The sequence below is a fragment of the Flavobacterium quisquiliarum genome (genome assembly GCF_019308285.1).
Taxonomy (GTDB): Bacteria; Bacteroidota; Bacteroidia; order Flavobacteriales; family Flavobacteriaceae; genus Flavobacterium; species Flavobacterium quisquiliarum.
Map to the genome: position 1 here is coordinate 159936 of NZ_WWEM01000031.1, position 20235 is coordinate 180170.

General features: G+C 33.7%; 16 protein-coding genes. 3 read left to right on the plus strand and 13 right to left on the minus strand.

Going from position 1 to position 20235, the window contains the following annotated elements; genetic code table 11:
* Positions 1–9: 9 nt before the first annotated feature.
* The 11 genes from GSY47_RS13050 to ychF all read right to left on the minus strand — a co-directional run bounded on the left by GSY47_RS13050 (position 10) and on the right by ychF (position 13087).
* Positions 10–2724 (minus strand): DNA gyrase/topoisomerase IV subunit A, encoded by a 2715-nt coding sequence (locus GSY47_RS13050; RefSeq protein WP_179007646.1) that lies wholly within the window; start codon positions 2722–2724, stop codon positions 10–12.
* Positions 2725–2760: 36 nt separating this feature from the next.
* The gene (locus GSY47_RS13055) at positions 2761–3324 is read right to left on the minus strand and encodes a hypothetical protein (protein ID WP_179007644.1); all 564 of its coding nucleotides are present in this window, start codon (positions 3322–3324) and stop codon (positions 2761–2763) included.
* A 3-nt stretch (positions 3325–3327) separates the two neighbouring features.
* A complete protein-coding gene (locus GSY47_RS13060) occupies positions 3328–4401 on the minus strand; it encodes a PDDEXK nuclease domain-containing protein (RefSeq protein WP_179007642.1) in 1074 nt (357 codons plus the stop codon).
* An 18-nt stretch (positions 4402–4419) separates the two neighbouring features.
* The gene (locus GSY47_RS13065) at positions 4420–6288 is read right to left on the minus strand and encodes a DNA topoisomerase IV subunit B (protein ID WP_179007640.1); all 1869 of its coding nucleotides are present in this window, start codon (positions 6286–6288) and stop codon (positions 4420–4422) included.
* Positions 6289–6451: 163 nt separating this feature from the next.
* Positions 6452–7627, minus strand: a complete 1176-nt coding sequence (gene pncB, locus GSY47_RS13070; protein ID WP_179007638.1) for a nicotinate phosphoribosyltransferase — start codon at positions 7625–7627, stop codon at positions 6452–6454.
* A gap of 75 nt (positions 7628–7702) precedes the next feature.
* Positions 7703–8683 (minus strand): transglutaminase domain-containing protein, encoded by a 981-nt coding sequence (locus tag GSY47_RS13075; RefSeq protein ID WP_179007636.1) that lies wholly within the window; start codon positions 8681–8683, stop codon positions 7703–7705.
* Complete coding sequence (locus GSY47_RS13080) at positions 8684–9208, minus strand: NADPH-dependent FMN reductase (RefSeq protein ID WP_179007634.1); 525 nt, start codon at positions 9206–9208, stop codon at positions 8684–8686.
* A complete protein-coding gene (locus GSY47_RS13085) occupies positions 9205–10164 on the minus strand; it encodes a YihY/virulence factor BrkB family protein (RefSeq protein WP_179007632.1) in 960 nt (319 codons plus the stop codon). Before GSY47_RS13085 ends, GSY47_RS13080 begins: the two co-directional genes overlap by 4 nt.
* A gap of 156 nt (positions 10165–10320) precedes the next feature.
* Positions 10321–10995, minus strand: a complete 675-nt coding sequence (locus tag GSY47_RS13090) for a hypothetical protein (RefSeq protein ID WP_179007630.1) — start codon at positions 10993–10995, stop codon at positions 10321–10323.
* A 7-nt stretch (positions 10996–11002) separates the two neighbouring features.
* On the minus strand, positions 11003–11680 hold the full coding sequence (locus tag GSY47_RS13095; RefSeq protein WP_179007628.1) for a TIGR02117 family protein: 678 nt from the start codon (positions 11678–11680) through the stop codon (positions 11003–11005).
* A gap of 312 nt (positions 11681–11992) precedes the next feature.
* Positions 11993–13087 (minus strand): redox-regulated ATPase YchF, encoded by a 1095-nt coding sequence (gene ychF, locus GSY47_RS13100; RefSeq protein ID WP_179007626.1) that lies wholly within the window; start codon positions 13085–13087, stop codon positions 11993–11995.
* A gap of 297 nt (positions 13088–13384) precedes the next feature.
* Here ychF and GSY47_RS13105 point away from each other — a divergent pair, with 297 nt between their 5' ends.
* Positions 13385–16051 carry a TonB-dependent receptor gene (locus GSY47_RS13105; RefSeq protein WP_179007624.1) on the plus strand — a complete coding sequence of 889 codons (2667 nt, stop codon included), beginning with the start codon at positions 13385–13387 and terminating at the stop codon, positions 16049–16051.
* A gap of 101 nt (positions 16052–16152) precedes the next feature.
* On the opposite strand, the gene GSY47_RS13110 is transcribed toward GSY47_RS13105, so the two are convergent.
* Both GSY47_RS13110 and GSY47_RS13115 read right to left on the minus strand, forming a co-directional pair.
* Positions 16153–17310 carry a carboxypeptidase-like regulatory domain-containing protein gene (locus GSY47_RS13110; RefSeq protein WP_179007622.1) on the minus strand — a complete coding sequence of 386 codons (1158 nt, stop codon included), beginning with the start codon at positions 17308–17310 and terminating at the stop codon, positions 16153–16155.
* Between the two features lie 168 nt (positions 17311–17478).
* Complete coding sequence (locus tag GSY47_RS13115) at positions 17479–17829, minus strand: 4Fe-4S dicluster domain-containing protein (protein ID WP_179007620.1); 351 nt, start codon at positions 17827–17829, stop codon at positions 17479–17481.
* A 150-nt stretch (positions 17830–17979) separates the two neighbouring features.
* Between GSY47_RS13115 and GSY47_RS13120 the strand changes: the two genes are divergently transcribed.
* Positions 17980–19053: an acyl-CoA reductase gene (locus tag GSY47_RS13120; protein ID WP_179007618.1), complete on the plus strand. Its 1074-nt coding sequence runs from the start codon at positions 17980–17982 to the stop codon at positions 19051–19053.
* 93 nt (positions 19054–19146) lie between these two features.
* Complete coding sequence (serC, locus tag GSY47_RS13125; RefSeq protein WP_179007616.1) at positions 19147–20217, plus strand: 3-phosphoserine/phosphohydroxythreonine transaminase; 1071 nt, start codon at positions 19147–19149, stop codon at positions 20215–20217.
* The last annotated feature ends 18 nt before the right edge of the window (positions 20218–20235 follow it).

Below are 20235 nucleotides of genomic sequence, written 5' to 3' on the forward strand. Positions count from 1 at the left end.
TTTCATTTATTATTCTAAAACCAAACCAATCTGGCCATCATCATCTAATTCTGTTTCTACAGGATCATCTTCTGATATTTCAGGTCTTTCTGGAACTTCTTCTACCGGTTCTTCATAAGGAAGCGGATCTAATAAGTTTACTTGTTTTAGCTTATCTGTTGTTAATTGATTTCCTAACGCTTTGAAACCTTTTACCGCTATAAAATCTTCAACATCTATATGTAAATCATCTTTTTGGACGCCTTTTACTTTAGCAAAAACCAATTGCGCAACTGGACGATAATCTGTTGAAACAATCTCCAACTGCGAATTTGGATGATCTGTAATAAAACTTTCTTCTTTTCCTTCATTTTCTACAAGGAAACGTTTCAGAAAATAACGCTCTTTTTCTCCATCGTAGTAAATCGCAGAAATTGGTTTTTTAGGTTTCCATTTTTCCAGTACAATCATATCTTCTTCAAAGTGAGTTGATAACTCTGGAATAATAACCTTTAATTTTCCTGACTGACTAATAATTAAGATTTTGTCTGTTGGTTTAAATTCGCCCAATAATTCTCCTCTTGCATCAACATTTAAACGTTTTACAGTATCATCAAACCAAACTTTTCTTGGCAATAACGTTGAAATACCTTTCTCCTTTAATTCAATTTTCTTGATTGGATATTTGGTAACTAAGTTTCCTTTAGAACCACGACCTTTAATAGCCAGTTTAGCAAAATCAATATCAAATTTCAATTTCTTGATCGTTCCAACCTGACGCAGTAAAATAGTTACTACCTCAGCTTCTCCATTTGGATTATGCGAGAAATAAACCACTTGCGAACCATTTGTTCCGTTCGTCAAATCATAAGCTTTATCACGTGTTACACCAGTAACATTGAAACGTTTGATGTATGAAGGCCCTGATTTTCCATCACGATACATCATATTATAAATGGTGCGTTTATCGTTTTTATCAAAAACGGCGGCGTGTATAATATCTTTTCCAATAAATGTTTTGGCATCTACTTTTGTAATCATTAATGTTCCGTCTCGTAAAAACACGATAACATCATCAATATCAGAACAATCGCCTACGTATTCGTCTTTCTTTAAACTTGTTCCTACGAAACCTTCTTCGCGGTTTACATATAGTTTTGTGTTTCTTAAAACTACTTTTGTAGCCTCAACGTTATCAAAAACACGAAGTTCTGTTTGACGTTCACGTCCTTTTCCGTATTTCTCTTTTAATTTGGTAAAGTAAGCAATTGCAAAATCTGTTAAATGCTCCAGATTATGCTCTACCTCTTTCATTTCGTCTTCCAATTTCGCAATTAAATCATCAGCTTTATCAGAGTCGAAACGTGTAATACGAATCATTGGGATTTGAGTCAAACGCTGTAAATCGTCATCATTGATTTCTCTAACGAATGATTTTTTGAAAGGCTCAAAACGATCGTATAAATATTTGTAAAGTGATTCTCTGTCTCCGTATAATTTGAAGTCAATATACATTTCTTCACGAATGAATATTTTCTCCAAAGTAGAAAAGTGCCACTTATTTTTTAATTCTTCTAATTGAATTTCTAATTCCTGACGAAGTAAATCAACGGTTCTGTGTGTTGAAATTTTCAACATTTCAGAAACTCCTATAAACAGCGGTTTATTGTCTTCAATAACACACCCTAAAGGCGCAACAGAGGTTTCACAAGCTGTAAAGGCAAACAAAGCATCAATAGTTTTGTCTGGCGAAACGCCTGGGAAAAGATGAATTAAAATCTCAACATCGGCAGCAGTATTGTCCTCAATTTTTTTGATTTTGATTTTACCTTTTTCATTGGCTTTCAAAATACTATCAATTAAACTCGAAGTATTGGTCGAAAACGGAATTTGTGTAATCACCAATGTATTTTTGTCTAATTGCGAAATCTTAGCACGCACACGCACACGTCCGCCACGCATTCCATCATGATAATTCGAAACGTCGGCAATACCGGCAGTCATAAAGTCTGGGTAAAGCGTAAACGGTTTTCCTTTTAAAATCTTGATCGAAGCATCAATTAACTCATTAAAGTTATGAGGAAGTACTTTTGTAGAAAGTCCAACCGCAATACCTTCTGCTCCTTGTGCCAAAAGCAATGGGAATTTTACAGGAAGATTGTTTGGTTCTGCACGACGTCCATCATACGAAACACCCCAATCTGTAATTTTTGGAGAATACAAAACCTCCAAAGCAAATTTAGATAAACGTGCTTCAATATAACGCGACGCTGCAGCTCCATCGCCTGTTAAGATATTACCCCAGTTTCCTTGGCAATCAATCAATAAATCTTTTTGACCAATTTGAACCATGGCGTCACCAATACTCGCATCTCCGTGTGGGTGATACTGCATAGTGTGACCAACAACATTGGCAACTTTGTTATAACGACCGTCATCCAGCTCTTTTAAAGAGTGCATAATACGACGCTGAACCGGTTTGAATCCGTCCTCGATTGCAGGAACTGCACGTTCTAGAATTACATACGAAGCATAATCCAAGAACCAGTCTTTGTACATTCCAGTTACTTTGGTAATAACGTCCTCGCCTTCTTCTTCCTGGTTTTCGTAAAAATGCGCTCCTTCAAAATGTTTTCCTTCACCATCAATCACATCATCATCGCCATCCTGAATGTTATCCAGATTGTCATCTGAATTATTCTCGTCGTCGTTTGGAATTATGTTATCGTCTTCTTCGTCTTTCATTTTATATGCTGAATTTATTTCAGTAAACTATTTCTTTTATTCATAATCTTCGTCAAAATATTTGATTCCAGCTTTTTTAAAAAGCTCTTCCATTTGACTAAAGCAAAATCCATTATAATTTTCTAGGTTTTTTGATTCTCTAAAACCTCTGCATCCTAAACATAGTTCTTTGTAACCAATTATTCTATTTTTTTGATCTCTAAAAAGTATCATATGCCGAGGCATATAACAATCTGCAGGCAACTCTTGTACTTTACAGCTATCTTGAGACATTAATTCCAGTAATTCTGTTTTCAATACTGAATTTAATACTACTCTTTCTTTAACCTTCGTGCTGTCGAAATTCAGTTTATAACCAACAACCAGATCTTTTGAATATTTATTATCTTTTTTCGTAATTTTTCTATCCCATCGCATTCGGTCTTCATAAGACAAAACCTCAACTTTGGATAAATTCTTCAACGGAAAATCTCTTATTTTGGCTATTTCACTTTTTGATTTACTCTCTTTTGTTTTTTCATTTACAATTGGAGATTCTGTATTTTCTTTTTTACAAGAAATTAGACCTAAAATAATGAATAAAAATAAAACTCTCTTCATTCGTTAAATTATATTACTTTCTAATAGTTCTTTTAAAGCTTCAACACTTGGTAAGACAGTTTTGTATTTACTAGCAAAAATCTGTTCATTATTTTCTGGCAATGTATATTTTACTACGGCTTCACTTTTATTTTGGCAAAGAACAATTCCAATGGTTTTATTTTCATCTTCCAAACGCATTTCTCTGTCGTAATAATTCACATACATTTGCATTTGCCCTAAATCCTGGTGTTTCAATTCTCCTATTTTAAGATCAATAAGAACAAAACATTTCAATATTCTATTATAAAAAACCAAATCAATTCTAAAATGTTTATCATCAAAAGTAATTCTTTGCTGTCTTCCAACAAAAGTAAAACCGTGACCTAATTCTAATAAGAAATGTTCCAGTTTATTAATGATTTCTTCCTCTAATTGCGATTCTGAATATTGGTGCGATTCAGGCAATCCTAAAAACTCAAGAATATAAGGATCTTTGATAATATCTTTTGGTTTTTCAATAATCTGACCTTCTTCTGAAAGTTTTAAAACACCTTCTTTATCTCTGCTTAAAGCTAATCTTGTATAAAGTGCCGTATCGTATTGACGTTTTAGCTCCCGAACACTCCAATTATGTTTTTCGGATTCTATTTTATAAAACCGTCTTTCTTTTTCATTTTCAATTCGCATTAAAAAAATATAATGACTAAAAGTCAATGTGAAAAATGAAGACAAAGTTTGATAATCTGGTCTCTTGAATTCCGCAGACACTGTCTGCGTTTTTTGAATTTCCAAAATCCGAGACAGTGTCTCGGATTTTGAGAAAGTCAAAAAGAGCTTCCTCATATTTTCTAAATTATCAATAGAAAAGCCTTTTCCAAACTCTTTAGTCAAATGTTCAGAAAGTCCCTTTAGTAGTTGCTTTCCATATCCTGCCCTATATTTTCCATTTTGTTCTTCTTCAACAATTATTCTTCCAATTTCAAAATAAGTAATGGTCATTGTTGAATTTACGGTACGCAAAACCTGCTGTCGGGCATTTTGCAATAACTCGGCAACTTGCTGAAAAATGACTTTATTTTGAAGACCGTCTGACACTCTATTTTATTTTATCTCTTAAGCCTCCTCCAGCTCATCAATCTCCACCTTTAAATTCTTGATAATAAAGTCTTGTCTGTCTGGCGTGTTTTTCCCCATATAGAAAGATAGTAACTGTTCAATCGAAGTATGCTTATCCATCATAACTGGATCAAGACGGATAGTATCACCAATAAAGTTTTTAAACTCATCCGGCGAAATCTCTCCCAAACCTTTAAATCGGGTGATTTCTGGTTTTGGTTTTAATTTTTCAATCGCGTCTTTTCTTTCTTCTTCTGAATAACAATAAATCGTTTCTTTCTTGTTACGAACCCTGAAAAGTGGTGTTTGCAAAATATACAAATGACCTTCCTTGATTAATTCAGGAAAAAACTGAAGGAAAAACGTAATTAAAAGCAAGCGAATGTGCATTCCATCGACATCGGCATCGGTTGCAATTACGATATTGTTGTAACGTAATTTTTCTAATCCGTCTTCGATATCAAGCGCTGCCTGCAATAAATTGAATTCTTCGTTTTCATACACAATTTTCTTTGTCATTCCGTATGAATTCAAAGGTTTACCACGCAAACTGAAAACTGCTTGTGTATTCACATCACGCGACTTTGTAATCGATCCGGAAGCCGAATCTCCCTCGGTAATAAAAAGCGTGCTTTCTAAGTTTCTTGGGTTTTTGGTATCAGGAAGATGCGCTCGGCAGTCTCTTAATTTTTTATTGTGAAGATTTGCTTTTTTTGCGCGATCAGTCGCCAGTTTTCTAATTCCTGACAATTCTTTACGCTCGCGTTCTGCCTGAAGAATTTTACGTAATAATGCTTCAGCAGTTGTTGGATTTTTATGCAGATAATTATCCAGTTTTGTTTTGATAAAATCATTTACGAACGTACGAACAGAAACTGCTGGTGTTCCATCATCAGAACCCATATCGGTAGAACCTAATTTGGTTTTGGTCTGAGACTCAAAAACCGGCTCCATCACTTTAATACTAATCGCACTCACAATCGATTTACGAACGTCTGATGCTTCGAAATTCTTATTGTAAAACTCACGAATCGTTTTTACAACCGCTTCACGATAGGCCGCTAAGTGTGTTCCTCCTTGTGTGGTGTTCTGACCGTTTACGAAAGAGTGATATTCTTCGCTGTACTGCGTTTTACTGTGTGTTAACGCAACCTCAATATCATGATCTTTTAAATGGATAATTGGATATTCTAAATCTTCTTCACTGATTGTTTCTTCTAATAAATCACGAAGTCCGTTTTCTGAATAGTATTTTTCGCCATTGAAAATAATAGTCAAACCATTGTTTAAGTAACAATAGTTTTTGACCATTTTGATTACATACTCTAAACGGAATTTATAATTTTTAAAGATTGTTTCGTCTGGCGTAAAAACTACTTTCGTTCCTTTACGTTTGGTTGTATCAATTACATCTTCTTCTAAAACTAAATTTCCAGCAGAGAACTCCGCTCCTTTTTGTTTGTCATCACGAACCGATTCTACACGAAAATAATTCGAAAGCGCATTTACTGCTTTTGTTCCGACACCGTTTAGACCAACTGATTTTTGGAAAGCTTTAGAGTCATATTTTCCTCCGGTATTCATTTTCGAAACTACGTCGACTACTTTTCCTAACGGAATTCCACGCCCATAATCACGAACAGAAACTGTTTTATCTTTTATGGATACTTCGATGGTTTTTCCGGCCCCCATAACGAACTCGTCGATACAGTTGTCCAAAACCTCTTTTAAAAGAATGTAAATACCATCATCCGGTGATGATCCGTCCCCTAATTTCCCGATGTACATACCCGGACGCATACGAATATGTTCCTTCCAATCGAGTGAACGAATATTATCTTCGTTGTATTGATTTTGCTCTAGCATAAATGAATTTAGGATTTTTTGCTAATGTACCATTTCTCAGCAAAAAATGAAAGCGTATTTCTTTTTTGTTATGAATAATAACAGTTTAAAATCTATTTAAATTGATTTTAAAATAAATAAGGCGCCAAAATTATGGAAAAACTGCTTTTTCAGCAAAAAAATACTATTTGATTCCCAGTACTTCTTTCGCCAAAGCAATCATTTCGGGCGTTCCCGTGTTTTTGTTTTTTTCATCAGAAAGTTTTACCACTCCCTGCCAATGTATATTATCCGGTTTAGTATCCGTTAATTTGATTACCATATTCATAGCTGGAAGACCGACATCATTAGTAAAATTTGTTCCAATTCCAAAAGACATTTTTATTTTGTCCTGACAAAAATCGGCAATCTTTTTTACTTTATCATAATTGAGAGAATCCGAAAAAACAATGACTTTTGATTTTGGATCGATTCCCATTTTGGTATAATGCGAAATCACTTTTTGAGCAAATTCAATTGGATCGCCGCTATCGTGTCGAACACCGTCAAAAAGTTTTGAATATTTTTTATCAAACTGATTGAAAAATATTTCTGTAGTATAAGTATCTGTTAAAGCGATTCCAAGATCACCGCCGTAAACTTTTGTCCAATTTTCTAGACTTATAAAATTCGCCACCTGAAAACCATATTGTGCTGCATGAAACATAAACCATTCGTGTGCATGTGTACCTAAAGGTCTTCGGTTATTGACCATTGCAAAATGCACATTACTTGTACCAATAAAACTATGCCCTCCGTTTGTTCGCAGTGTTTCATTTATTAAATCATGTACTTCGTAAGAATGACGGCGTCTTGTGCCAAACTCTAAAATAGAAACCCCAAGTTTGTTGTAGTTATCAATTTTCTCTTTAGTAAGATTTTTTATTGCTTCATCATTCAGGCGAATTAAATGATTTGATTTATAAAAAAGCTCCGAGATCAAAGCCATCAAAGGAACTTCCCATAAAATGGTTCTGTACCAAAATCCTTCGACAGTAACTTTTATTTCTGAACCTTCCTGACTAATCTGAACTTCTGATGGATCAAAACTGTAACCTTGCAGAAAGTCTAAATAAGTAGGATCCAAATAAGGACAATAGTGTGCTAAATAATGCTTTTCTTCTTTTGTTAAACGAAGATCAGCCAAAGCATCAACAGAATTTCGAAGTAATGCTGCAAATCCCTCAGGAAAAATATGTTTGCCTCGGTTTATAAATCCGTATCGAACTTTTGCTTTTGGAAAAAGTTTAATTACAGCATGCTGCATCGTAAATTTATAGAAATCATTATCTAAGATTGATTTCAGAAAAGTTGTCTCCATAACGCTCAAATTCGGATCATTCTTGCTAAGGTACGGCAATTTTAACAAAAGAAGAAAAATCTAAATTCTAATCTTTTATTTCGAAACTATTTTAAAAGAAACAACACTATTACCATCTACAAAAACAGTAATATATTCACCAACATTACTATCAACTGTAATTTGAAATTCCAAACCACCTCGTTTCTCTTTCGGATTTTGCACTTTAACAGCCTGATTTCTTTTATTCACATAAAAAACCTGATTTGATTTCGAAAGATTTTTGATTTCAAATGTAATTTTATCTCCATTTCTGGCTTCAATTATACCCGAATCTGGTGATTTGATTTTGTAATCATTCTCAATTGTAGTATTATAAATTAAAGGTCCATTTAAAAAATCATCTTTACTTAACCTTTTTCCTAAATAAGTACCTGAATCTGGAAAATGTTTTGCAAAAAAGTAATCTGGATCGGTATCAAAATAAATCGGGTTGAAATCGTTTACCATTCTGCCTTTACTGCTGTCATAATAACCTTGTCCCCAAGTCACATCAATCAATCTCCATTTTTTATCAATCAAAACCATATTCCATGCATGATTGGATGATGTATTTTTACGACCAATATCTCTCGGTGAAATTTTAGAATCACCGCGGATTATCTCACATTTAATATCCATCATGGTAGCCAAATGTTGATACAAAGCCGTAAATCCTTCGCAAACTGCTTTTTTAGATTTAAAAGCTTTTTGAATTAAATTATCGTTGAGCTGTTTGATTTTTTGTTGTTTTTCAGCTTCTGAAGAATAGCTGAAACCCTGCACTTTCGGCGGATTTAAATACATATTGTAATCGTATTTTATATTGAAAGCAATCCAGCTGTAAATAGCACGTGCGCGTTCAGCATCCGAATCAAAATCTTTTTCAATTCTCTCGGCTAGCTTTTCAGTGCTGTCAAAACTTTTAGGGTATTTTGCTACTATTTTATCAACTTCGCTAATCTTTTGAGCGAAAGTGAAATTGATGAAAAAGCAGTTTAGTAAAAGGAAAATAAGGGCAATCTTTTTTTGTGGCATTTAAAAATTTGATTTAATAATATCTTTCAGTTCTTGATCTAACTCAACATTAGAAATTTTATTTTCCTGTAAATCAAAATTCGAGCCAAACGCTGGTAATGAGAAACTTCCTCTAATTTCTGCCCCATAACGCGGGAAAAGATTTTGAGCAATTCCTAAAACAGATGCACCGCCTCTTCCACCTGGCGAAGTCGCTAATAATAACATTGGTTTGTGTTGAAAAACATCTTTTTCGATTCGGGAACTCCAATCGAAAACATTTTTGAAAGCAACAGAATAATTTCCGTTATTTTCTGCCATTGACACTACTAAAATATCCGCTTCTTTAAGTTTATTCAAAAAGGCTTTCGCCACTTCATGCTGTCCGATTTCTTTCTCCAAATCAACACTGAATACTGGCATTGCAAAATCGTTCAAATCTAAAACTTCGACATCTGCATTTTCAAACAAACTTGATGCATAAGTAGCTAAACGTTTGTTGATTGACTGTGTACTGTTACTTCCTCCAAAGGCGATAATTTTCATGGCTTCTCTTTTTGTAGTGTTTCTTCTATTGGTTCTTTTTTTGGTCCGTCGATTTCGTAAATCTCTTTTGCTATTTCTACAGAGTATTCATTTGGATAAATTTTCCCTCCATATGATTTAGCATAAACCTTCGTAAATTCAGCTCCAAAATACAGAATTATTGCCGAATAATAAACCCAAACCAAAATTATTATCACAGAACCAGCCGCACCGTAAACCGAAGCTACTGTTGAACTGCCTAAATAAAAACCAATGGCAAATTTACCAATCATAAAAAGTACTGCGGTAACTCCTGAACCAATAAAAGCATCTTTCCATCTTATTTTCCCGTCTGGCAATGTTCTAAAAATAATAGCAAAAAGAGTACTGATACTTGCCAGTACAATAATCATATTAACTACATAAAATAAATAAACCGTACTCTCAGGGAAATAAACTTTTAATCGCGTACTAAGCAAGTCTAAAGTTGTACTTATAAAAAGGCTGACCAACATTAAAAAACCAACAGAAGCAATCATAGAAAATGACATCAAACGGTTTTGAATAAATTTCTTAATTCCTTTATCCGGTTTTGCACGGAGTCCCCAAATAAAATTAATAGAACTTTGTATCTCGGCAAAAACTCCCGACGCTCCGATTAACAACATTACAACTCCAAATACAGTTGCAAAAACATTATCTCCGGATAATTGCACATTTTTGATAGCTTCCTGAATTTGTGTCGCTGCGCCATTACCTACCAAACCGTTTATTTGTCCGTACAATTCGCCAGTTACCGCTTCTTCTCCAAAAAAGACACCACAGATTGTGATAACAATAATTAACAAAGGTGGCAATGCAAATATGGTATAGTACGCTAGTGCAGCACTAAGTTTAATTGCATTATCATCATTAAACTCTAAAAAGGTATTCTTTAAAAGAAACCATGTTTTGGAGAATATATTTTTGATTTTCATTTGATGATTTTTTGATATTCACTCAAATTTACGCAATAATGAAAATTCGTTAATTCTTGATTTTTATTGGAATTTTATATTTTTCCCATATATCCGAGGTCTACCGATGAGATATTCCTAACAGAATATTTTTTCTTATTCCTGGCGGAATATTATTTATTTCAGGACTTTTGTAAATTCCCGATCGTAACCTAGCTTTTTAATTTTTAATATTTTTTTGAACTCACTTCTACTTGGCTTGATTAAATATGAAATCGAATCGAGCATTTTCCCTTTTATCTTAGTGACAGAATCAAGTTTTTTCAAATCCTGTCCTTCATAAAATCTTTTAAATTTTATGGTATTATTTTGAAGTGACAAAATTTGAATATCCCAAAATATAGAATCTTTTCTACTCAGAATTAATTGACCATCCATTCGTTTTGCTTTTTGATAAAGTGAAAACCTAAACAAAGTATCTATGTGCTTTTGTATTAATTCTATTGAATCGCCTTTTGAAAGCATATCATATTTTTCTTTTGTATCTTTTGATATTAATTTGCCATCAACAATATCATATTCTGTCTTTAACGAATCCAATGCAAGTCTATGAAGTTTAAATTTGCGGAAGTATTCTTCCCAAATTCTATCTTCTTCAATTCTAATAAAAGTTGAATCATTATTTGCATATAGTCCTTTAAATCTATTTGGAAAACGATCTAATTCGGAATCTTTTTCAGGCTGTGGATTTTCAAAATAAAAAGACATACAATTTACACAAGCTGGAGCATCTGCTTTTTTGCAGGAAATAATTACTACCGCTATAATTATAATCAAAAATGTTCTTTTCATGATAAGATCATTTATAATGACAAAAAATACCCTTATCATAAACTGTCCATAAACTTGCTTTTTGATTCGCTGCTTTTAGTGCATTATTTGCCCATGTATTACAAGTATAAAAAAGACTATAACTTCCTTTGGCTTCATAAAAAGCATCTTTTTTTCCATAGCTGTGGCCTTGAATCCATTCTGGATGAACTGGATTATTAAAACTATTAGAAATATAATGGACTAATTTTTGGTAATTTTCTTTTGAAACCAGAATTCGTTTGCAGTCTTCACCTTCTCTTAGCTGTTTAAAAAATGTAGTATGCATAGCGGAAGAACTCATGCCAAACGCCGCTTTTAGAGCTGTGCTCGCTTTTAAGTCTGACCATTCTGGCGTATCTAGGTAAAAACCTTTATCGCCCCAGCCAAAGCCGATAAAATTCATCAACGAATCTTTGGATTGGGTTTGATTGAACTGAATTTCATTTCGCCAATCCTTTATTTCATTTTTTACTGGAACTACAATATCAGTATGAACGCCGTTGGAAAGAATGTAAATTGGAATTGCATTTTGTTCTTCGACTTGAGCGACATCTGAGTTTACTGTGATTTTCGAAATAATAAGAACTGCTGTAACATATAAAGCAAGAAAACTAAAGATTCCGAAAAGTGTCCAGCCGAAAATTTTGAATGATTTTTTTAGCATTTTAATTGGTTGATTTTAGATTAGTAATTGGTTATTTTTTCTGTAACCAATTTTTGAGCCAAAAATTTTCAATCTGAAATTTATCTCTCGCAGATTTTACAGATCAAGCAGATTTATTCTCATTTTTTTGTCACTCTGAGCGGAGTCGAAGGACACGCAAGTAGCTCCACAATGTAAATCACCAATCTTTGAGGGGCTTCAACTACTCTCAGCCTGACAATACGAAACCTTATGTTTTGAACATAAAAAAAACTGCTGAATCTCTCCAGCAGTTTTAGTCTTTATTCTTTATTCTTATTCTCTAAAAAAAGATTAAACGTTAAAACGGAAGTGCATTACATCACCATCTTTTACAACATACTCTTTTCCTTCCACTTTAAATTTTCCAGCTTCTTTTGCTTTTGCTTCAGAACCGTATTGAACGTAATCATCATATGAAATTACCTCAGCACGGATAAATCCTTTTTCGAAATCAGTGTGGATAACTCCCGCTGCTTGTGGCGCCGTCGCTCCAATATTGATTGTCCAAGCACGAACTTCTTTTACACCAGCCGTAAAGTAAGTTTGTTGTTTTAATAATTTATAAGCTGCACGAATTAAAACTGATGCTCCCGGCTCTTCTAATCCCATATCTTCAAGAAAAACCTGACGCTCTTCGTAGCTTTCTAATTCAGTGATATCCGCTTCTGCTCCTACTGAAAGTACAATTACTTCAGCATCTTCATCTTTAACTAATTCACGAACTTGATCAACATATTTGTTTCCGTTTACAGCAGAACTTTCGTCAACATTACAAACGTATAAAACTGGTTTTGCTGTAATTAATTGAAAACCTTCCATTAGAACTTCTTCATCATTGCTTTGAGGAATAATTGTTCTAGCAGATTTAGCCTGCAAAAGAGCTTCTCTAATTCTGTTTAATAAAGCTTCTTCTGTCTGAGCTTCTTTATTTCCAGTTTTTGCAGCACGTTTTACTTTTTCTAAACGTTTTTCGATTGTTTCTAAATCTTTTAACTGCAATTCGATGTCAATAGTTTCTTTGTCACGAATTGGGTTTACGTTTCCGTCAACGTGAACGATATTATCATTGTCAAAACAACGTAAAACGTGAATAATAGCATTACATTCTCTAATGTTTCCTAAGAACTGGTTTCCAAGACCTTCACCTTTACTCGCTCCTTTTACCAAACCTGCAATATCTACGATATCTACAGTTGCCATTTGAACGCGCTCTGGTTTTACCAATTCTTCCAATTTATTGATTCTTGGATCCGGAACGTTTACAACACCAATATTTGGTTCGATTGTACAAAACGGAAAGTTTGCACTCTGCGCTTTTGCATTAGATAAACAATTAAACAATGTTGATTTTCCAACATTTGGTAATCCTACAATTCCTGCTTTCATCTGTTAGTTTTCTATTTATTTATTTGGTCTTACTACTTTCAGACCTCAAACACTAAACATTTTGTCTGTTAGTGTGTTATGAATTATCGATTTTTCTGATTTATGCCAAAATGATATTTTTTGGCTTTAAAATTTTGCAAATATAAGATTTAATAGCTCTTGCACGAAGTAAAAATGTTCAATAATATAATTTTCGACATACACAATGAAATTTTTAAACATTTAATTAAAATTTTGTTAAAAAATATTAATTTTATAAAACTGATTAACAAAAAACAAATCAATAAACCAATAACCATGAAAAAGATTGCATTATTACTATTTCTGCTGAGTTCAGCATTTCTCTTTGCTCAAAAAGAGGTCTCGGGTCTTGTAAAGGACAAATCTGGAAATCCACTTCCTGGTGTTAATATTGTCGAAAAAGGAACTTCTAACGGCGTCTCAACCGATTTTGAAGGTAGTTTTAGAATAAAAGTAAAAGAAGGCGCCACATTAGTTTTTAGCTATATGGGATTTTCAACAGTTGAAAAAGCACTTTCTGGAGATAAAATAGATATTACATTAAGCGAGAGTGATGGTCAAATATTGAATGATGTTGTGGTCGTTGGTTCTAGAAATGCCAAAAGAACAGTCGTAAACTCAGCTGTTCCTATCGATGTAATCAACGTAAAAGATGTAACGACTCAAAGCGGTAAAATTGAAATAAATCAATTATTACAATATGTGGCACCTTCATTTAACGCCAACAAGCAATCTGGTTCTGATGGCGCTGATCACGTTGATCCAGCTTCTTTAAGAGGTATGGGACCCGATCAGACTTTGGTTTTGATTAATGGAAAAAGAAGGCACCAATCTTCTTTAATCAACCTGTTTGGAACACGTGGGCGTGGTAATACAGGAACAGACTTAAATGCCATTCCAGCTGCTTCTATTAAAAGAATAGAGATTCTACGTGACGGTGCTTCTGCTCAATATGGTTCTGATGCAATTGCTGGTGTTATCAATATTGTTACTAATGATAATGTAGACGAACTTACAGGCTCTGTAACTTACGGCGCTTTTAATACACATGCAAAAGGCGATTTCCTTCCAGGAACTCCAAACACTAAAGGATATAGATTAGACCAGGATGGAAATGGAAATTCATACGGAAAAAATCAAGACTTTGATGGAGGTTCTGTAAGAGTAGCCGCGAATTACGGAACTGCAATTGGAAGTAAGGGCGGTTTTATAAATGTTACTGGAGAATTTTTAAACAAAAACAAAACACTTCGCCCTGCTTATGATTTCAGAAAAGGTTTTGGAGATGCCAGCATGCACGGCGTAAACTTATTCGCTAATCTTGCTATTCCAATTGCTGATAAAACAGAATTCTATGCTTTTGGAGGAAGCAACTTTAGAGATACTGATGCTTATGCATTTACCAGAAATGATGGTGAAAGAGTTGTAGAATCAGTTTATCCCGGAGGTTATACTCCAAGGATTACCTCTAAAATCAATGATAATTCCGTTGCCGCTGGAATTAGAACTGAAACTTCTGGCGGATGGAAATTCGACTTAAGTAATACCTTTGGTAAAAATAAATTTCAATACGATATTAAAGGAACGATAAATGCTTCTCTTGAAGAAAACTCACCGCACCAATTTGATGCTGGAGGACACAGTCTGCTCCAAAACACCACTAATTTTGATATTTCTAAAAACTACGGAGATATTTTAAGTGGCCTGAATATTGCTTTTGGGACCGAATTCAGAGTAGAGAAATTTGAAATTTTTGCTGGCGAAGAAGGCTCCTATGCCACATATGATACAAATGGACAGCCTATCACTGATCCATCAACACAAAGTCCGCCCACAATTCCTAATCCTGATTACGACCCTACAGATCCCGATTCTTCTCCAACAATTCCAAGACCAGGAGGTTCACAAGGTTTTCCGGGTTACAGCCCTGCCAACGTAGTGAATAAAAGCCGTACCAATTTCTCTCTTTATGCCGATGGCGAATTAGATATTACAGAAGCTTTAATGGTGAGCGGTGCCGTGCGTTTTGAAAATTACAGTGATTTTGGTAGCACTGTTAACGGAAAACTAGCCTCGAGACTTAAAATTACTGATCATATTAATGCAAGGGGTTCTATAAGCACAGGGTTCCGCGCTCCTTCGTTGGCCCAAATTTATTACAATCTAAGATTTACAAACTTCAATGCCAGCGGTGCAACTGAAGTATTATTGGCACCAAACGACAGCGAAGTTACGAGAGCTTTCGGAATTAGCAAACTAAATGAAGAAAAAGCAGTTAATGCCTCTTTGGGTTTTACCGCTTCGTTTGGAGATTTTACAGCAACTGTTGACGGTTATTATATTAAAGTAAAAGATCGTATTGTTCTTACCGGATATTTTGATGCTAGTTCTTTAAATCTTGGCGTTTCTGAAGCACAATTTTTTGCCAACGGGGTTGACACAAGCACTCATGGTCTGGATATCGTTTTCTCTTGGAAGAAAAAATACGATTTTGGTCAATTTGGAGCTACTTTGGTTGGAAACATTAACGATATGAAAATTGACAAAGTTAAAAATGGCACACTTGACGAAGGCACTTTTTTTGGTAAACGTGAAAAAGCCTTTTTATTAGCTTCTGCTCCAGACAATAAATTTGGATTGAATCTTACTTATGCCAAAAACAAGTTTGATGCAGGATTAGCCTTCACTCGTTTCAGCAAAGTTGTTTTAGTGGATTATAATGACGAAGACGATGTTTACAATCCGCGATTAATTACAGATTTAACTGTTGGATATCAATTTACCAAAAGTTTAAAATTAACTCTGGGAAGCAACAACTTGTTTAATGTCTATCCAACTAAACAAGATGAACAAGGAAATACAGAAGCTGGTGGTTACTGGGATGCTGTACAAATGGGTTTCAGCGGTGCTTATTACTATGCCAGACTTGGATTCAATTTTTAATTTATTGAAAGATTTTGAGTTCACTGAACCTATGAATTGAATATAAAACACAAAAAATCCTGAACTTTATATCGTTCAGGATTTTTTTTCTATTTATTTAATTACAATTTAAATTCTAGTGAAGCAATAATAGCTTTTTCTTCGTCGGTGGCTGTAAAACCAGATATATCCCAATAATTGGTTAAGATTTTATTCTTTTTATTAAAAAGCGATTTCTCCTTAAAAACATCACTTTCGTTATAAGTAAAATTCTGTTTATTAAATCCAGTCGTTACAAAGCTGTTTCTTACCTGAATATTTTTAGATTTCTCTTTCTGAATCAAGGTATAACCAATTTCTTCATTAGAACTCAACATATAATAATCGTTTCCATCCAAGCGGTAGCTCACATTCACAAAAGATTTGGTAATGTTTTTATCTCCCACATTTGTTTTTTCTTCTATTTTATCCAGATTTGCCAAAGTGACAGAAATAGTAAACTCTAGAATAATTTTCTTTTCCGGATCGTAAATGATTTCAAAATTATCGATCGCTTGCTTTGCTTTATCCAGCGGGGTAACAGACATTACATAATAATCCTTATTCTTCGAATGTCCTTTAACTGTAAAATCATATTCTTTCTTTGCCTTAGCATCCAGTAAAGGGTCAAAATATTTAAAATTTGAATAATTTTCCATTATATTATTCAAATTATACCCCATTAAATCAGCACTGATATCAGTTTCCAACAGTCCATAAGAACGATTCTGCTCTACCAATAAAGTTGTAGTATTGTTTTTATTGAATTGAAAATTAACCAAACCATCGTTATAATAAGAATATTGATTATCTAGCATAAAAAACTCTCGCACATACACTTTCAAACGATGCGAAACACTTATTTTCTTTTTCGAATTTAAAACTATTCTTTGAAGCGTTTTTTGAAGATTTTCTTGAGAGACTACAACTTCATCTAAGTTTTCTTTTTTATTTTTAAGATAAACGACAAATTCACTTTCTTTTAGTGAAGCCCAGCGAATGGTCAAGTCCTCATAATTCATTTCTGAAACCTGAATATTAGAGCCACCGCTTAGAACAAAAGTGACTTTTCCATCTTCATTCGTCATTAAAACCTGCTTAGTTTTTAAAACAACCACAGTCGCATTTTCTATGGGCTGTAAGGTTTCAATATCTTTTACAAGAATAGAATACTCTTCACTTTGTGCCAAAACACTTACGGAACTGAGTAAAACGACAAATAAAAGTAGTAATCTCTTCATAGGCATTGTTAAATTTTCATCTAAAATATTAATTTTTTAACAATAAAGCAATAGTCAAAAAATAAAACATTCGTTATCAAGAAACTAACTTTAGCAATTACCTGATATCAGGGTAAAAAAAATCCTGAGTTTTTAGCTCAGGATTCTATTTTTATTTACAAGAAATTCTTATTCCCCATGTAGGAAAGCTTGTCTTTCTAATAAAGTTTCTTCGTCTTCAACGTGATTATCGTCTGGCACACAGCAATCAACTGGACAAACTGCCGCACATTGAGGTTCATCATGGAAACCTTTACATTCTGTACATTTTCCAGGTACAATATAATAAACCTCATCAGAAATTGGAGTTTGCGCATCATCTGCATCCACTTCAGTTCCGTCAGGTAAAACTATTTTCCCAGAAAGACTTGTTCCGTCTTTATATCTCCAATCATCTGCTCCTTCATATATTGCTGTATTTGGGCACTCCGGTTCGCAAGCCCCACAATTGATGCATTCGTCAGTTATAATAATTGCCATCGTTTTTTAGTCTTAAGGTTAAAAGTCTGAAAGTTCTTAAAGTCAAAATAAAGACAAGCATAGCTTTTGACTTTATGGCTTTTGTCTTTCGACTTAATTATGCTTATTTTTGTGCAAAATTACAATCAAAACAATTCATAAACAAACATTATGACATTAGAAACAAAAAAAAGTGTTTTTGTTGAATTAGGAAATTTTTTAAGTCAATTCTCCGAAACAGGATCCATACAAAAATCTAGCGTTTTACATAACGATATCTTTTTTGACGATTTTGAAAAACTAATTCATTTATCACAATCTCATAATGGATGGTATACGCCAGAACAAGTTTATTTTTCAATACAATCTTGGGTAGAGGCTTTAACGGAAGAAAACCTTGAAAAATGGCTTTCTAAATATAAAGAAGAATTTACTCAGGCAGATAAGAAAGAAAAAACGGTCGCTTTAATATTAGCAGGAAATATTCCGCTTGTAGGCTTCCATGATTTTTTATCTGTTATTATAACAGGCAATAAAGCTTTAATTAAAACTTCATCAAACGATCAGCATTTACTTCCTTTTTTGGCAAAATATTTAATTTCTGTTGATGAAAATTTAAAAGACAAAATCATCTTTGTAGAAGGAAAATTGGAAAATTTTGATGCTGTAATTGCAACTGGAAACAACAATACCGCCCGTTATTTTGAATATTATTTTAAAGACAAACCTTCTATTATTCGCAAAAACCGAAATTCTGCCGCTATTTTAACCGGAAAGGAAACCAATGAGGAATTAGAGAATTTAGGTGAAGATATTTTTAGGTATTTTGGTTTAGGATGCCGTAATGTTTCGAAACTTTTTGTTCCAAAAGGCTATTCATTTGATGCTTTTTTTCAGGCAATGTTCAAATATCAGGATGTTATTCATTATGAAAAATACGCAAATAATTACGATTATAATAAAGCAGTGTTTTTAATGAGTAATTTTAAACTATTAGACAACGGATTTTTAACTATAAAAGAAGACGCAAGCTACGCCTCTCCTATTTCGAGCGTTTTTTATGAATACTATCAAAACCTTGAAGAATTAGAGAAACGTCTTGAAAATGATTCAGAACAAATTCAGTGTATCGTAAGTAGTAATTTGACACCAAATAGCATCAAATTTGGAGAAACACAAAAACCGCAATTGTGGGATTACGCAGATAATGTCGATACTATAACGTTTTTGTTAACAACAAAGTAATAAATTGTTTAATTATTTCGAATATTTTAACGCTTTTTCGGCTCTTATTGACGAAATTTGCGTTTTTAAAATTTTCGACTATTAACAACAACCATGAAAAAACACAACTACAGCGCAGGACCAAGTATTTTACCTCAGGAAGTTTTTGAGAAGGCATCAAAAGCAATTTTAAATTTTAATGATTCAGGTTTATCTATCCTTGAAATCTCGCACCGAAGTAAAGATTTCGTTGCAGTTATGGAGGAAGCTCGTTCCCTTGCTTTAGAATTATTAGGACTTCAGGGAAAAGGTTATCAGGCTTTATTTTTACAAGGTGGTGCTAGTACAGCATTCTTAATGGCACCTTATAATTTATTAAAAGAAAACGGAAAAGCGGCTTATTTAGATTCAGGAACGTGGGCAACCGCAGCGATAAAAGAAGCTAAACTTTTCGGTGAAACTATTGTTGTTGCTTCTTCAAAAGACGACAATTACACACATATTCCAAAAGGTTACGAAATTCCAGCTGATGCTGATTATTTCCACTGCACAAGTAACAATACCATTTTTGGAACTCAAATGAAAGAATTCCCAGCAACTAACATTCCTGTTGTTTGCGATATGAGTTCTGATATTTTTTCACGTGAATTAGATTTTTCTAAATTCGACTTAATCTATGCAGGTGCTCAAAAAAATATGGGACCAGCTGGAACAACTTTAGTTGTGGTTAAAGAAGAAATCCTAGGCAAAAACGGAAGAACAATTCCAAGCATGTTAGATTACGCTAAACATATCAAAGCAGAAAGTATGTACAATACTCCATCTGTATTTGCTGTGTATGTTTCTTTACTGACTTTACAATGGATTAAAGAAAAAGGCGGAATCGCTGCTGTTGAAAAATTAAACAACGCTAAAGCGGAATTACTTTACGCTGAAATCGACAGAAACCCATTATTTAAAGGTGCAGCTAATGTAGAAGATCGTTCTAACATGAACGTAACTTTCTTATTAACAAACCCTGACCATACTGCTACATTTGATGCTTTATGGAAAGAAGCTGGAATTTCAGGATTACCAGGACACCGTTCAGTAGGTGGTTACAGAGCTTCTATCTACAACGCTATGCCAATTGAAAGCGTTCAGGTTTTGGTTGATGTAATGAAAGCATTAGAAACTAAAGTTTAGTTTTTAGTCGCAATCACA

Excerpts from the sequence above, each read along its gene's own strand:
- GSY47_RS13115 (WP_179007620.1), bottom strand. The coding sequence starts at position 17,829 with ATGGCAATTATTATAACTGACGAATGCATCAATTGTGGGGCTTGCGAA.
- GSY47_RS13090 (WP_179007630.1), bottom strand. The coding sequence starts at position 10,995 with ATGAAAAGAACATTTTTGATTATAATTATAGCGGTAGTAATTATTTCC.
- pncB (WP_179007638.1), bottom strand. The coding sequence starts at position 7,627 with ATGGAGACAACTTTTCTGAAATCAATCTTAGATAATGATTTCTATAAA.
- GSY47_RS13110 (WP_179007622.1), bottom strand. The coding sequence starts at position 17,310 with ATGAAGAGATTACTACTTTTATTTGTCGTTTTACTCAGTTCCGTAAGT.
- GSY47_RS13050 (WP_179007646.1), bottom strand. The coding sequence starts at position 2,724 with ATGAAAGACGAAGAAGACGATAACATAATTCCAAACGACGACGAGAAT.
- GSY47_RS13080 (WP_179007634.1), bottom strand. The coding sequence starts at position 9,208 with ATGAAAATTATCGCCTTTGGAGGAAGTAACAGTACACAGTCAATCAAC.
- GSY47_RS13085 (WP_179007632.1), bottom strand. The coding sequence starts at position 10,164 with ATGAAAATCAAAAATATATTCTCCAAAACATGGTTTCTTTTAAAGAAT.
- serC (WP_179007616.1), top strand. The coding sequence starts at position 19,147 with ATGAAAAAACACAACTACAGCGCAGGACCAAGTATTTTACCTCAGGAA.
- ychF (WP_179007626.1), bottom strand. The coding sequence starts at position 13,087 with ATGAAAGCAGGAATTGTAGGATTACCAAATGTTGGAAAATCAACATTG.
- GSY47_RS13095 (WP_179007628.1), bottom strand. The coding sequence starts at position 11,680 with ATGCTAAAAAAATCATTCAAAATTTTCGGCTGGACACTTTTCGGAATC.
- GSY47_RS13055 (WP_179007644.1), bottom strand. The coding sequence starts at position 3,324 with ATGAAGAGAGTTTTATTTTTATTCATTATTTTAGGTCTAATTTCTTGT.
- GSY47_RS13065 (WP_179007640.1), bottom strand. The coding sequence starts at position 6,288 with ATGCTAGAGCAAAATCAATACAACGAAGATAATATTCGTTCACTCGAT.
- GSY47_RS13105 (WP_179007624.1), top strand. The coding sequence starts at position 13,385 with ATGAAAAAGATTGCATTATTACTATTTCTGCTGAGTTCAGCATTTCTC.
- GSY47_RS13075 (WP_179007636.1), bottom strand. The coding sequence starts at position 8,683 with ATGCCACAAAAAAAGATTGCCCTTATTTTCCTTTTACTAAACTGCTTT.
- GSY47_RS13120 (WP_179007618.1), top strand. The coding sequence starts at position 17,980 with ATGACATTAGAAACAAAAAAAAGTGTTTTTGTTGAATTAGGAAATTTT.